Annotated in this window: 11 protein-coding genes; 1 reads left to right on the top strand and 10 read right to left on the bottom strand. The window is 71.7% G+C overall.

The genetic code is table 11. From position 1 onward, the window contains the following. Positions 1–43 precede the first annotated feature (43 nt). The 10 genes from O7631_RS24585 to O7631_RS24540 are packed head-to-tail and all read right to left on the bottom strand — an operon-like array spanning position 44 to position 12,131. Complete coding sequence (locus O7631_RS24585) at positions 44–2,080, bottom strand: hypothetical protein (RefSeq protein WP_278146406.1); 2,037 nt, start codon at positions 2,078–2,080, stop codon at positions 44–46. Further along, entirely contained in the window at positions 2,077–3,279 is a 1,203-nt protein-coding gene (locus O7631_RS24580; RefSeq protein ID WP_278146405.1) for a glycosyltransferase, read from the bottom strand. The genes O7631_RS24585 and O7631_RS24580 overlap by 4 nt, the downstream gene beginning before the upstream one ends. After that, entirely contained in the window at positions 3,279–4,226 is a 948-nt protein-coding gene (locus tag O7631_RS24575) for a glycosyltransferase family 2 protein (RefSeq protein WP_278146404.1), read from the bottom strand. Before O7631_RS24575 ends, O7631_RS24580 begins: the two co-directional genes overlap by 1 nt. Continuing rightward, on the bottom strand, positions 4,223–5,539 hold the full coding sequence (locus O7631_RS24570) for an O-antigen ligase family protein (protein WP_278146403.1): 1,317 nt from the start codon (positions 5,537–5,539) through the stop codon (positions 4,223–4,225). The genes O7631_RS24575 and O7631_RS24570 overlap by 4 nt, the downstream gene beginning before the upstream one ends. Beyond that, positions 5,536–6,696 carry a glycosyltransferase gene (locus tag O7631_RS24565; RefSeq protein WP_278146402.1) on the bottom strand — a complete coding sequence of 387 codons (1,161 nt, stop codon included), beginning with the start codon at positions 6,694–6,696 and terminating at the stop codon, positions 5,536–5,538. The genes O7631_RS24570 and O7631_RS24565 overlap by 4 nt, the downstream gene beginning before the upstream one ends. Then, entirely contained in the window at positions 6,689–7,996 is a 1,308-nt protein-coding gene (locus tag O7631_RS24560; RefSeq protein ID WP_278146401.1) for a glycosyltransferase family 2 protein, read from the bottom strand. The genes O7631_RS24565 and O7631_RS24560 overlap by 8 nt, the downstream gene beginning before the upstream one ends. Beyond that, positions 7,996–8,847 carry a class I SAM-dependent methyltransferase gene (locus O7631_RS24555; protein WP_278146400.1) on the bottom strand — a complete coding sequence of 284 codons (852 nt, stop codon included), beginning with the start codon at positions 8,845–8,847 and terminating at the stop codon, positions 7,996–7,998. Before O7631_RS24555 ends, O7631_RS24560 begins: the two co-directional genes overlap by 1 nt. Next, positions 8,847–9,695, bottom strand: coding sequence for a class I SAM-dependent methyltransferase (locus O7631_RS24550; RefSeq protein ID WP_278146399.1), 849 nt, complete (start codon positions 9,693–9,695; stop codon positions 8,847–8,849). The genes O7631_RS24555 and O7631_RS24550 overlap by 1 nt, the downstream gene beginning before the upstream one ends. Continuing rightward, the gene (locus tag O7631_RS24545) at positions 9,692–11,257 is read right to left on the bottom strand and encodes an oligosaccharide flippase family protein (protein WP_278146398.1); all 1,566 of its coding nucleotides are present in this window, start codon (positions 11,255–11,257) and stop codon (positions 9,692–9,694) included. Before O7631_RS24545 ends, O7631_RS24550 begins: the two co-directional genes overlap by 4 nt. Continuing rightward, positions 11,250–12,131, bottom strand: coding sequence for a sugar transferase (locus tag O7631_RS24540; RefSeq protein ID WP_278146397.1), 882 nt, complete (start codon positions 12,129–12,131; stop codon positions 11,250–11,252). Before O7631_RS24540 ends, O7631_RS24545 begins: the two co-directional genes overlap by 8 nt. A gap of 387 nt (positions 12,132–12,518) precedes the next feature. Here O7631_RS24540 and O7631_RS24535 point away from each other — a divergent pair, with 387 nt between their 5' ends. Next, positions 12,519–13,586 (top strand): GDP-mannose 4,6-dehydratase, encoded by a 1,068-nt coding sequence (locus O7631_RS24535; protein ID WP_278146395.1) that lies wholly within the window; start codon positions 12,519–12,521, stop codon positions 13,584–13,586. Positions 13,587–13,663 lie beyond the last annotated feature (77 nt).

Genomic DNA, 13,663 nt, shown 5'->3' with positions numbered 1-13,663 from the left:
CGTTCGCGGTCGACGTCAGCTCCACCGGTCGGCTCGACCGACGTCAGCTCCACCGCTCGGCGTCGCCCACCGCCACCGCTCGGCGCAGCACGATGGATCCGGAGGAGGGGCGCTCCGCGCTCGCCGGCCCGGGGGTCAGGCGCTCCAGCCCGGGGGTCAGGCGCTCCGGCCCGAAGACCGGCCAGCGGTCCGTGAGATCGGGCGCGGGAACGTCCGGGGACGGGTTCGGCATGGCTTCGGCCACCGGCGGCTGGCGGGGCGCTTCGGGCTGGGCCAGCGGTCGTCCGAGGACGCCGACAGTGGTGGGCACACCCCAGGCGGACGCCGCCCCGGCGGAGTCAGGTTGGACGGTCGGCATCGGCGCGGGATCGGGTTGCTCCGGCACGTCCGTCACCACCGGGTTGGGCTGGGTGACGGCATCCTCGATACGCGTCGACACCGCCGGGGCCTCGACGGGCACGGGTACCTGCTCGACCGGCCCAGCAGGTTCGACCGGCGCGGCACGTTCGACCGGCGCGGCACGTTCGACCCGCGCAGCACGTTCGACCGGCGCTGGACGTTCGACCGCGGTGCTGTCGACGGTCCTGCCGCTACCCGACCCGCGTCGCGTCGACTCACCGGGTTCCCGGCTCTGGCGGCGGTGCCGACCGGGGGTACCGGAGGAGTCCTCGGCGAGAGCGCTGACCAGCTCACGGATGACGGCGCCCTGCGCGCTCGCTCTCGCCGACGTTAGCGCCAGGACGCTCTGGACCGGGTCGGGCGTCAGAGTTGGTTGCCTACCGCCCGGACGCTGGTCGGTACGGGCCACCGCGCCGATCACAACGACCCCCGCCAGCGGTAGCCCGAGCTGTTGCACGAGCCGGGCCGCCCGCGTGCTGTCGTCGAGGTCCGTCCGACCAGCCCGTACGACCAGCAGCACACCGTCCGCGTGCTGGGCGAACGCCGAGATCTCCCGTCCGGCCAGGATGGGTGGCGCGTGCACGATCACGCAGTCCTCGTCCTCGCCCAGCGCGTTCAGCAACCCGCCCAACTCGTGCAACGCCTGGGTGTCGGCGCCCTCGCGGGGTTCGGCAGGCAGCACGCTCAGGGTGGGGAAGTCGGCCAGGCGCACCGGTGCGCACTTCTGCGTCAGCACCTGCTGCCAGGTGTGTGGCGCCTCCGGGAAGTGCCCCGACAGCACCGGATCGCGTACCGCCCCGTCCACCAGCGTGGCCCGGCAGTGCTCGTCGGCCATGCCGAGACCGAGCAGCGCGGTCACCAACGCCTTGCCGTCGTCGTCGTGGGCGCTGGTCACCAGCAGCCTCCGACGCGGCAGCGGAGCGGTGAGCACACTGAGAGTCGAGATCACGCTGCGGACGGCGTCGGCGACGTCGGTGCGCGCGTACAGCGCGGCGGCGTGGTGGCGGGCGAATCGGCGGGGCAGCTTCGGCAGCACCCCGAGGACCGGCAGACCCAGGCGGGCCTCGATCTGACCGACGTCGCGGAGCCGGCTGTCGAACCTGTCGCGCAGGAGGGTCGCACCCCAACCGGCCAACAGTCCGGCCAGTGCCCCGAGTACGCCGTTCAACATCGGCTTCGGGAAGGCGGGCGTGGTCGGCGGGCTGGCGGTGTCGAGCACCCGGGCGTTGATGCTCGTCGAGCCGCCCATGTCCAATCGGCTCAGTTGTTGGCTGACCGCGCGGGACGCCGCGTTCGCGATCGCTGCGGCCTGCGTGCCGGTGCCGGCGCTGGCGTGCACGGTGATGATCTGAAGGCCGAGTTCGTACTCACCGCTGACATGGCCGAGCACCGCCTTCTCGGGCAGCTGCAGTGCGCGCGCCGCCTCGAGCGCGACCTCCCGCGACCCGACCAAGCGGGCGATCGTGGGTGTGAGGTTCTGTGCGAGAGCCAGGTCCGCAGGCCGGTCGTCCTCGGTCCGCTCGGCGCTGACCAGCACCGACGCCTCGGCCTCGTAGCGTGCCGGCAGGAGTTGGGTGACCCCCTGGGCGGCGGCGAGGCCCGCACACAGGCCGATCAGGGGTACGCCAACCCGGCGCCAGGAGACACCGAGCAGACCTTTGACATCTATCGACGCGCTCATCTCGCGTTCGCCTCTCTTGTCGGTTGCCCGGTCTCGGCGGGCGTTGTGCGGAGGGACCCGGTCGGGGACCGCAGCCCGCGCCAGGTCGTGCAGAGGGTGTCGGCGATGCGGTCCCAACCGAAGTCCAGCCCGGCTCGGCGCAGCCCTCGGTTCGCCAACTGGCCGGCGAGGGCGGGATCGTCGCGCAGCCGCGCGAGGCGGTCCGCCAGCGCGGGGACGTCGCCGGCGGGAAAGACGAGGCCGGCGTCGCCTACCACGTGCGGGATCTCGCCGACGTCGCTGCCCACCACCGGTACGCCGCAGGCCATGGCCTCGACCAGGACCCGGCCGAACTGTTCGCGAAGCGGGATGCCGATCCACGGCAGGGTGTTGCGCTGCACCACCTCGACCGACGGCATCGCCAACGCGTCCATCTGGTTCAGCAGCGCGGGCAGGTCGGCGTGCCCGGCCCAGCCGTGCCGGTGCACCCGGCCGGGGCGGCGTGCGGCCGCACGGTCGATCTCGCCGCTGAGGCTGCCGTCCCCGACCAGCGACACGTCGCAGTCGATCAGCTCGGCGGCGCGCAGCAGGTCGGCCACGCCCTTGTGCGGCTCGAACCGTCCGACGTACCCGACGGTGAACGGGTGCGTGGCCGGATCGGCGGGCAGAGGGCGGAAGATCCGGGTGTCCACACCGAGCGGCACGATGGTGGCCGGACCCCGGTAACCCTTGACCCTCAGCACCCGCAGCGCCGCGGGGGTGATCGGGAAGGCGTGGTTCACCGACAGGTAGGACTGTCGCTCGATCCGGGGGAACGGGACCGGGAACCGGGTGACCACGTTCTGCGCCGCGTACAACGTGGTGGGCACCCCGGCCCAGCAACGCTGACGTAGCCGCAGCGCCTGCCAGGTGGTGAGGTACGCCGCCTCGCCGATCACGTGCAGGATGTCGGGGCGGGTGGTGGTCACGTCGTGCTGGCCGGGGAGCCGGAACAACACCGAGGCCATGTGTCCGGTCAGCGACTCACCGAGCAGGTGCGGGACGACGTGGTATCGCAGCCGGTGGTGTCGGCGGGCCAGCCGGGCCAGCTCGCGTCGCGTCGTCGGTGACACGTCCGCGGCGAGCACGGTCAGGGTGATGTCCGGCTGCTCGCAGAGGATGTCGAACAGGTCTGTCCAGTGTTCGGTGCGTTTGCCGACGACGGTTGTCAGGACGTGCATTACGCGCCTCCTCTCGTCTCGAAGCGGGTGGCCGCGATCCGGCCGACGCGGGTCCACGCCCGCAGACGGGCCGTCCCGGCCCGGGGTTGAAGCGGCATCCGTACTCCGGCCAGACCGATTCCGATCAGCGCGCGCAGCAGCACGACGCCGCGCACGGCGTGCAGGGTGCCGGCGCGGTGGCGGGCGAAGAACCGCAGCATGCTGCGGTACAGGTGGGGCCAGATCCAGGCCGGGTCGGAACTGCTCGCACCGCCGGTGTGCACGGCGCTCACCGAGGGCACGTACAGCACCTCGCTGCCGCGCCGGGCAGCCTGCAGGCACAACTCCTCGTCCTCGTAGTACAGGAAGTAGCCCTCGTCGAGTCCGCCGATCGCCGTGAACAGGTCGGTACGCACCGCCAGGCAGGCGCCGGACAACCAGTCCACCGCCTCCGGCTGTGCCCCCCGCGTGCAGGCGTCGTAGGCGGCCCTGCGCTGCCGACCGCTGAGCAGTCGTCGCAGCGCGACCGGCGCCAGCGCCCCACCGAACCGGCTGGCCAGCACCGTGACCAGGGACTCGAACCGGTGGGCGCTGATCGCGACCCGGCCGTGCGCGTCGGTGATCCGGGGTCCCGCGATGCCGACCGACGGTCGACTGCGAATCACCGTGACCAGCTCGGCCACTGTGCCCGGTGCGACCACGCAGTCCGGATTGACCAGGAGGACGACGTCGGTGTCGACTCCGGCCGCGGCCCGGTTCACGGCGCTGGCGAATCCCGTGTTCGTCGGGCTGACCAGGACCGTCACCTCCGGAAAGCGGCGCCGGACGAGGTCGACGGTGCCGTCGGAGGAGGCGTTGTCCACCAGCCGTACCGGCAGGTCCTCCTGCCGCAACGCGGTGAGGGCGGCGACGATCTGTCGCTCCGAGTTGTGGGTGACCACGATGGCGGTGGCGGCGGCGTGGCTCATGCCGTGACTCCCGTCCGGCTCAGCGACCGGCTCAGCAGCGCAGGCTCGGCGAGCCGCCGGAGCCGTTCACCGTTCTGCCGCGCGCTGAGGAGGGTCAGCGCGGGCAGCAGACCCAGCTCCCAGTGCCCGTCGGTGGGTGCCGCGAAGACGGCGGCAGCCAGGAAACCGCAGGACAGCGCGGCGAACGGCAGCGCGATCCCGTCCCTGTCGCGCAGGCCGAAGCGGACGCCACGCAGGATCGGCCACAGCACCAGCAGCAGGCCGACCAGACCGAGGTTGGCCAACACTGTCACGTAGAAGGCGTGGTAGACCGGGCCGACGTCGGTGAAGGTGAAGCCGGACAGGTAGATGTCCGGCGTCGTCTGTCCGAGGCCGGCCCCCACCAGCGGCTGGTCGGCGAACACGTTCAGGCCGACTGACGACTCCACCCCTCGGTACCCGGCGGACTGCGTCAACCCCTTGCTGATCTCGCCGGCCCGCTCCCGTACCCCTGGTTGCAGGGCGAGGACCGCTGCCACCGCGACGGCGGCGACGGCGGTGGCGGCCAGCCCGGCGCGGACGGTCCGGCCACCGCGAGCCAGCATGATCAGCACGGTCAGCGCGGCGGCGAGCCAGATTCCCCGGTACGACGCGAGGAGCACGTCGACGGCGAAGAACCCGCCGAGCAGGAGGACGCCGGTCCGTCGCCAACCCCGGAGTCGCCCGGCGATCCAGATCAGCGCGGGGATCGCCATGAGCGTGATGAGCCCGCCGTGCCGCCCCGGCGCCGATACGGAGATGGCGGTGAAGACCGCCGCCAGGGCCACGTACAGGATGCCGGCGGCCAGGATCCGACGACCCGAGGTGAGGGTGTACGTGGCGACGAAGAAGTACACCGGGATGGTGGCCACCTGGTACGCGGCGACCAGCACCTCCTCCGGTTGGTTGCCGACGGCCAGACCGTAGGTGGCCGCGACGACCGTCAAGCCGATCAGGCTCAGCATGCCCACGTCGGCGACAGTGCGTCGGGGCCGCTTCTCCACCCGCAGCCAGTGGCGTACGGCGAGCGCGGCACCGCCGGCGGCCAGCAGCAGCACCTTCACCGCGATGTACCCGCGTACGTCGCCACCGCTGAGCACGGCGCCGACCACGGCACCGCCGATGATGCCGACGGGCAGCACGGTCCAGGGCCAGAGCAGGAACACGCCCCAACTCAGCACCCCGATGGCGGCGGCCAGGCCGATCGGCCCGGGCAGCACTGTGACCACTGTGACCACGGCGCCCAGCCCGGCGCCGCCGAACAGCACCGTGGGCGTGACGATGGGTATCCTCATCGGGGCAACCCCGCGAGTAGTGAGCGCAACTGCACACCTCGGGTCGACCAGCTGTTGCGGGCGGCGACCGCGCGGCGTCGGGTGGCCTGCTGCGCGCATTCCGCGCTGTCCAGCGCCACGCTGAGCGCCGCGGCGAAGCTTCGCGGGTCGCCGGCGAGCGTGATGGTGTCGGCCAGTGAGCGCAGCGCCGGCAACGGCGTCGCGACGACGGGCTTGCCAAGAGCGAGATACTCGTAGCACTTCTTCGGATGCACGTAGTCCACCAACCCGCCCACCCGGTACGGGATGATGGTGGCGTCGCAGGCCCGCAGGATGGCCGGCACGTCCGCGAAGCCGACAGCGTCAACCAGTTCCACATTGGACAGGCGCGCCAGCGGGGCGCGACCGGCCCGGGTGGACGGACCGATCAGCAGGAAGGTCCACTCCGGGTGGGCCCGGGCGACCTCGGCGACCAGATCGGCGTCGAAGGCACGGGTGTCGACAGCTCCGCTGTAACCGATCAGTGGTCGGCGCAGCCCGGCCAACCACGGTGCGACCGGGCCGTCGGGCGAGAAGTGCTCCGGGTCGCATCCGTTGGCCAGCACCACCGGGGCGGGCTTGAAGGCGGGCATCCGTTCCGGCAGCGCGCTGGACGAGGCGAGCACGAGGTCGGCGGCGCCGACGGCGGACCGCAGCGCGTGGCGGAGGTGCCGGCGGTTCCAGCGTCGGGTGAACGTCCAGTCCAGGTCGGTGGCGTCGTACACCACGGCGGCCGCATCCAGCCGGCCGGCGACCGGTGCGGCCAGGTCCTCGTCCAGCCACAGCAGTCGTGGCGACTCGGCCCGCCGCCGGAACCAGCGGCGAAGCAGGAGCGCGGCGAACCAGCGGTTGGCCCGGTTGACCGGCGGCAGGTGGCGACCGAGCGGGAGCAGCGCCGGTCCGGCGCACTGCCACAGACCGTCGGCCACCTGTCGGACGTGGGTACGCCATCGGGGCAGGTGCCCGGCCGGGTCGACGAAGAGCACCCGGTGGTCGACGGTCAGTTCCCGAGCGAGCGCGTGCTGACGGTGGGCGCCGTTCGCCCACGGGGTGCCGCTGAAGACGACCACCCAGTCCCTGGTGTCGGTTGCCGCCGCACCGACCGACGCCTCCGCCCGGCGGACCGAGCGCTCAGCCACGACCCGACCGTTCCAACGGCCGTGGCGCTCCGGCCGGCAGCACCTCGTCCTCACCGAGCCGGCCGAGCACCGGGCGGGCGCGCTCGTCGTCGAGCCGCAGCAGGCGCGCGCCGGCCTGGCGGTCCAGCCAGGCACGCAGCACACCGGCCGCGACCCGACGATTGATCCAGTTGACCGGCGGCAACCAGTCACCCAGCGGCAGCGCGGTCGGCGCGACAGCACGCCAGGCGGTCGACCCGATCGGGGTCATCTCGCACCCCCAGCGGGGGCGGCGTCCCGGCGGGTCGACGAAGAGCAACCGCTCCCCGGCCTCCAGCTGCCCCAGCACCGCCTGGTGGTGCTCCACCGACCAGCGGGTGCGGCTGAAGAGCACCACCCAGTCGCGGGTGTCGCCGTCGGGCAGCGGGCCGACGTCGCCGCGCAACGCGGCGAGCAGGTCGGGCAGATCGAGCTGTACGGGTCGCCCGAGGAGTCGCTTGACCAGGTGGTCGGCGAGCACTGTGGCCCGGAACGCCACCATCCGGTGCCGGGGCTGGGTCAACCGCAGGTACTCGACCATGCTGCCCAGCAGGTGTCGGAAGCGGATGGCCGGCCCGAGCAGCCGGCACGATGCGCCACGGCTGTGCGTGACGACCGCGTCCGGGATCATCCACAGTTCGTGCCCGGCCAGGGCGAGCTGCCTTGCGAGGACCGCGTCGTTCCAGTAGACGGGGAACGCTTCGTCGAAGATGGTCTGCTGCCCGAGCACCGTACGGCGCAGCAGCATGCAACTGCCGGAGGCCAGTTGCCGGGGACGGCTGAAATCCTCGCCACGCATCTGGAACCGGTGCAGCGCCTGACGGAAGCCGGGCAGTCGGCGCAGCGCGGTGACCAGCGCGATGGTGGCGGCGAAGCTGGGCTGTTGGACGTAGTGCTGCTGGAAGGTGCCGTCCGGGTTGAGATACAGCGGGCTGACCCCGGCGACGTCCGGCCGCTCCCGTAGGTAGTCGATCATCCGCGACAGCGCGCCCGGGTGGAACCTGACGTCGCTGTTGAGCAGCAGGACCAACTGCCCGGTCGACCGGCGGTACGCCTGGTTCACCGCCGCGGCGAAACCGGTGTTGTGGTTGTTGCGGATCAGCCGGACGCGGGCCCGGTCGGCGAGCAGGTCGGCGGAACCGTCGGTCGAGCCGTTGTCGACGGCCACCACCTCGTAGTCCAGGTCCGGGTCGACGGTCGCGGCCAGCGACTCCAGACACTGCCTGGTCTGTTCGCGGGTGTTCCAGCTGACCAGCAGCACCGACAACTGCGGCGTACCCATCAGGACACCGCCCGGTCGTCACGTCGGGCGAAGATGCGTAGCAGGTCGCCGAGCTGCGGGTGTGTCACCCGGGGTGAGCGGCTCGCGGCCAGGTCGGCGACCAGGAGGTCCCGGGCGTTGCGCAGCCGCCCCGCCGGACGCCAGTAGAACCGCGAGAAGACGGTGTCGTGCGAGATCACCCGGAAGCCGGACTCGACGAGCATCCGGCTCAGCGTGTCCGGGGTGAAGTGCCAGCGGTGGTACGCGGGGGCGATCGCCGGCCAGGCGGTGCCGAGGCGTTGGGCGGCGGCGCAGGCGATGTTGGGTACTTCGAGGGCGAGCCAGCCGCCGGGGGTGAGGGTGGTGTGGGCGGCGTGGAGGAAGGCGCGGGGGTCTTCGACGTGTTCGAGGACGTGGAAGGCGCAGACGGCGTCGGCGGTGAGGGTGGGTGCGATGGTTTCGAAGTAGCCCTGTTGTACGGGCATGTGGAGGTGGTCGCGGGCGAAGCGGGCGGCGGCGTGGCTGACTTCGATGCCGCTGGCGGTGATGCCGGCGTGGTGGGCGGCTTCGAGGAAGTAGCCGCCGGCGCATCCGGCTTCGAGCAGGACTGTGGGTCGGACGGTGGACAGCAGCCACCGCAGTCGCCGCTTCGCCTCGAACCGGCGTTGACCCGCGGAGGCGAAGTAGTCCTGGTAGCCGTCGGTCGTGTAGTACGCCTCGTCGTACAACTCCTCCGGCGCCGGGGCGCTGCCGGCGGTCCAGACGAAGCCGCAGTCGGGGCAGCTCCACAGCAGTTCGCCGAGCGTCGGCGTGTGCCCGCCGGCGCGGCCGCAGAGCTGGCAACGGACCAGCTGCATCCCATCCAGTTTCATCAGGTACTCCGTCTGGTGTGTGGCGTCCGGGCGAGCACCCGGAGCAGGTCGCCGAGGCGTGGATGGGTCAACCGCGGTGAGCGGAGCCCGATCAGGTCGGCGGGCAGGAGGTGTCGTGCGTGCCGCAGCCGGTAGCGCTGCGGCATGTAGTAACGGAAGACAGTGGTGTCCTGCCGGACGACCTCGAAGCCGGCGTCGGTCACCAGCCGGACCAGGCTGTCCGGGGTGAAGTGCCAGCGGTGGTAGCGCGGTTGCAGGCCGGACCAGGCGGTGCCGAGGCGTTGGGCGGCGGCGGAGGCGATGTTGGGTACTTCGAGGGCGAGCCAGCCGCCGGGGGTGAGGGTGGTGTGGGCGGCGTGGAGGAAGGCGCGGGGGTCTTCGACGTGTTCGAGGACGTGGAAGGCGCAGACGGCGTCGGCGGTGAGGGTGGGTGCGATGGTTTCGAAGTAGCCCTGTTGTACGGGCATGTGGAGGTGGTCGCGGGCGAAGCGGGCGGCGGCGTGGCTGACTTCGATGCCGCTGGCGGTGATGCCGGCGTGGTGGGCGGCTTCGAGGAAGTAGCCGCCGGCGCATCCGGCTTCGAGCAGGACTGTGGGTCGGACGGTGGACAGCAGCCACCGCAGTCGCCGCTTCGCCTCGAACCGGCGCGGCTCGGCCCGGAAGTAGTCGTCGTAGCCGCCCGACGCGAAGTAGTCCTCGTCGTAGCTGTGGTCCACAGCGGTCTGGTCCGGCGCGGTCCAGCTGAACCCGCACCCCTCGCAGCGGCGCAGCAGCCCGCCGAGTCGGGGCCGGTGAGCCCGCGTGGGCCCGCACACCAGGCATTGTGTGGTGCGGTGGTCGACACTCATCGCGGGCCTCCGACGGTCGGCGTCGGCAGGGAGGCCGGGGCGCGCAGCAGCCGGTGCAGCCGCGTCCGGTCGTTCGCGCCAAGGTGTCCGCCGGCGGCCAGCAGCGCGCCGGCGACGAGCAGAGCCAGACCGGTCCGGGTGGACACGGCCAGCGCGGCGTCGAGCCGTCCCGGCCCGTCGGGCAGGAACCGGCCGGCCGCGGCGGTGACCATCCCGGCCGCGACCGCGGCGGCGACCGGTGGCCAGACCGCCCGCACCAACGGGGCCAGCGGCCGGGCGGTGGCCGAATGGAAGTACGCCAGGAAGTAGCCGGTGCTGAGCACGACCGCCAGCGCTGTCGACAGGGGTACGCCGAGCGGTCCGCACAGCAGCAGCGTCGGCACCGTCAGGGCGAGGTTGAGCACGACGGAGAGCAGCACGTACCGCGTTTCCAGACCGGGTCGGCCCTCGGCGCGGGCGACGATCGTCGCGGCACCGGTGATCAGGTTGAGGGCGTAGGCGGGCGCGAGGATCACGATGTTCGCCGCCGCCCAGGGGACCTGGTGCCCCAGCCATAGTCGGACCAGCGGATCGGCGCTCACCATCAGGGCGGCGGTGGCCGGGGCGAGGAACAGCGCGAGGTGCCGGGTGGTGGTCAGGTAGAACTGGTCCAACCAACCGGCGCCCCGGGCGGCGGTGCGGGCGACGGCGGCCGGGAACAGCACGATCAGGGCGAAACCTGGAGGCAGGCGGAGCAGGTTGAGCAGGCGGCTGCCCAGGTCGAAGCCGCCGGCGACGGCGGGACCGAAGGCGCCGCCGAGGACGAGGCGGTCGAGTTCGACGTTGACCATGCCGGCGCCGCTGGAAACCTGCACCCGAAGGCCGTAGCCGCCGACCCGGCGGACGTCGCCCAGACCGAGCCGCCCCCATCGAGGGCTGAGGTCGGGGCACTGGCGTCGGGTGGCCGAGGCCAGCAGCAGGGTGCGGATCGTCGCGGTCGTGGCGGCGGAGGCGGCCAACGCCACCAGGCCGCCGCCGAGGCGTACCACCAGGATGGACAGCGCGGCCGTGAGGATCGCGGTGCCGGCGGTGATCGCAGCCAGTGATCCGTACCGCTGGGTGCCTTCGAGTACGGCCCGCCACGGCAGTTCGACGGCGCCCGCCACCAGGCCGACGATCAGCCACAGGGCGGCCTGCCAGGCTTCGTCGGCCAGCTCACCGAGGCGCAGCAGCCCGGCGAGCCAGGGCCAGCAGACACCGATCGCGCCCACTGTGAGCAGGCCCAGCAGCACGGCCCACCCCAGCCCCAGCCCGAGCACTCGTCGGACCAGGTCCCGGTCCGCGGCGCTCTCGGCCCGTGCCACCTCGCGGACGAGGGCGGAGCCGAGCCCGAGGTCGATCAGGGCGGCCATCGCCAGCAGGCCGGCCAGCACGACCCAGATCCCGAACTCCTGCGGCCCGAGGTGCTGGTAGATGACCGGCACCGAGACCAGCCCGGACACTGCCATGATCACCCGCGCGGCCAGCATGCTGGCCGTGTTGCGGGTGACGCGGGTCCCGACCGCGTTGACAGCACTAGCCACGGGGGAACCCACGGAACAGTTCGACGACGGTGAGCAGGAGCAGGGTCAGGTCGACCCGCATCGAGCGGCAGTTGAGGTAGAGCAGGTCACAGCGGAGCTTGTCCTCGACGGTGGCCGCGTATCCGCCGGTGAGCTGCGCGATGCCGGTCAGTCCTGGTCGGATCAGGTGCCGCAGGTCGTAGTGCGGCAGCTGGTGGAAGCCGACGATGAACTCCGGCCGTTCCGGGCGCGGCCCGACCAGGCTCATGTCGCCGCGTACCACGTTCCACAGCTGGGGGAGCTCGTCCAGGCGTGAGCGTCGGAGCCAGCGGCCGACGCGGGTGATCCGGACGTCGTTCGGCTGGGCCAGGACCGGACCGGTCGCCTGCTCGGCGCCGACCCGCATGGTCCGGAACTTGACGACCCGGAACAGTCGGCCACCCGCTCCGACGCGCTGCTGGAGGTAGAACGGCGGGCCGGTGAACGACACCACGGCGGCGATCATCGCGATCAGCGGGATCACCAGGACGGCGCTGAGCAGGACCATGCTGAGGTCGAAGAAGCGCTTCAGCCGTTCGCCGCGGGGGCGCCCGACGCCGGATCGCAGCCGGATCCACGGCAGCCCACCGAAGCGGGCCATGGCCGGCGCACGCAGCAGGCCGTAGACCGGTCGGGCCAGCACCATGATCTCGACGTCGGCGCTCATGCATCTGGTGATGATGCGGTCGTCGACGCTCTCCAGTGAGTGCTTGAGCAACAGCAGCCGAGGCCGTACGCGGTTCAGCAGCCGGGCGAGCTCGTCGGGGCAGGCCGGCACCGGGAGTCGGGCGGCCACGTCGAACTCCTCGTCGATGCGGTCGGGTGTGGTGGCCGTGTCGTTCGGTTCGAGCACCACGACGCGTTCCCGGCGTCTGTTCTGGTCTGCCCGGCTCGTCCGCACCGGGCGGCCGACGGGTTCGTGGAATCGCACCGGGATGGTCGGGCTGTCGGTGCTCAGCGCCGCAGATGTGCCTGCTGTCACGGGGCGCGAGGGCTCTCGCACGCGTCGACCCTCCCTTCTCCGTCAGGTGACTTGAGGGCATGCCGACGAGCACCCCGGAGTTAAATTAAGGCCCAAAGCTGCCTTACAGGCACGAATCGGACTTTTAAGACCTAACACCCCATATCCCACCAAACGTTGAGCCAAACGTCCCTTTCGTGGTGTTTGCCTGAGTTAGGGTCGGCCCGGCCGTCTTGGTTGCCGAAACGGGCCGACAGACCCGTCGTTCCAAGGAGTTCCGACATGGACCAGCCAGTTACCGCCGTCGGCATCGCGCCGTCGGCCGACCTGACGCCCCGGCGCGTCCTGGTCACGGGAGGCGCCGGCTTCATCGGCGGTCACGTGGTCGCCCGCCTGATGTTGATGGGCAGTCAGGTGCGGGTGCTCGACAACTTCTCCACGGGCCGGTTGGAGAACCTGGCCGACGCTGCGTACGGCGGACTGACCGAGGCGGACGTCATCTCGGGCGACATCCGTACGCCCGAGGGGGTCGAGGTCATCCACCAGTGGCAGCCGGACGTCGTGGTCCACCTCGCCGCCCAGCCGAGCCTGCCCGCCGCCCGTCGCTCACCGCTGTACGACGCCGACGTGAACGTCTTCGGCACCGTCAACGTGCTGGACGCCTGCGTCCGCAGCGGCGTACGGCTGGTGGTCAACGCCGCCAGCAGCGCCATCTTCGGCAGCGTTCCCGCCCACGACCTGCCGGTCCGCGAGGATCACCCGATCGCGCCGGCGAGCCCGTACGGCGTCAGCAAGGCCGCCGGCGTGCACTACCTCGAGTGGTACGGACGCCAGCATGGTCTGGCGTACACCTCAATGGTCTTCGGCAACGTCTACGGCCCGCGGCAGGAGGGTGGCGACTGCGGCGTCGTGTCCCTGATGGCCGATGCCCTGCTCGGGGGTCGGCAGGTGGTGATCTACGACGACGGCACCCAGACCCGGGACTTCATCCACGTCAGCGACGTCGCCGAGGCGGTGGCCGTGGCCTGCCACCACCCCGGGGTGGGGTTGGTCAACATCGCCTCCGGGCGGCAGACGAGCATCAACGAGGTGTACGACACCGTCCGGGAGGCGTCCGGCGTCGGCAACGCGGCCCGGTACGAGCCGTTGCCCTGGCCGGGCGAGGTCCGCAACATGGCGCTGGACACCAGGAAGGCGCGGGAGCTGCTCGGGTGGCACCCGAAGCTGGGCTTCACCGAGGGCGTGCGGATGACAGTGCGCGACGCCCGGCGTCGCCAGGCGGGCGGCCAGATCCTGTCTCCGGTGCGAGCCCTGGGCCGGGCTACCGAGGCGCTGGCGGTTAACGCATAATTCCCGTCACCTGACCCGGAATTTCATCGATCAGTCTAACTCTTGCGGGTTGGTATCCATTGCTGCCACGATGGCCG

The organism is Micromonospora sp. WMMD967, from assembly GCF_029626165.1.
In the GTDB taxonomy this organism is placed as follows: domain Bacteria; phylum Actinomycetota; class Actinomycetes; order Mycobacteriales; family Micromonosporaceae; genus Micromonospora; species Micromonospora taraxaci.
The sequence above is the reverse complement of the archived record's forward strand: the minus strand, read 5'-3'. Positions and strand labels throughout refer to the sequence as shown.

Bases quoted from the DNA above. Each gene is read 5' to 3' on its own strand.
- O7631_RS24570 (WP_278146403.1), bottom strand. From the start codon at position 5,539: ATGAGGATACCCATCGTCACGCCCACGGTGCTGTTCGGCGGCGCCGGG.
- O7631_RS24585 (WP_278146406.1), bottom strand. From the start codon at position 2,080: ATGAGCGCGTCGATAGATGTCAAAGGTCTGCTCGGTGTCTCCTGGCGC.
- O7631_RS24535 (WP_278146395.1), top strand. From the start codon at position 12,519: ATGGACCAGCCAGTTACCGCCGTCGGCATCGCGCCGTCGGCCGACCTG.
- O7631_RS24575 (WP_278146404.1), bottom strand. From the start codon at position 4,226: ATGAGCCACGCCGCCGCCACCGCCATCGTGGTCACCCACAACTCGGAG.
- O7631_RS24580 (WP_278146405.1), bottom strand. From the start codon at position 3,279: ATGCACGTCCTGACAACCGTCGTCGGCAAACGCACCGAACACTGGACA.
- O7631_RS24560 (WP_278146401.1), bottom strand. From the start codon at position 7,996: ATGGGTACGCCGCAGTTGTCGGTGCTGCTGGTCAGCTGGAACACCCGC.
- O7631_RS24555 (WP_278146400.1), bottom strand. From the start codon at position 8,847: ATGAAACTGGATGGGATGCAGCTGGTCCGTTGCCAGCTCTGCGGCCGC.
- O7631_RS24550 (WP_278146399.1), bottom strand. From the start codon at position 9,695: ATGAGTGTCGACCACCGCACCACACAATGCCTGGTGTGCGGGCCCACG.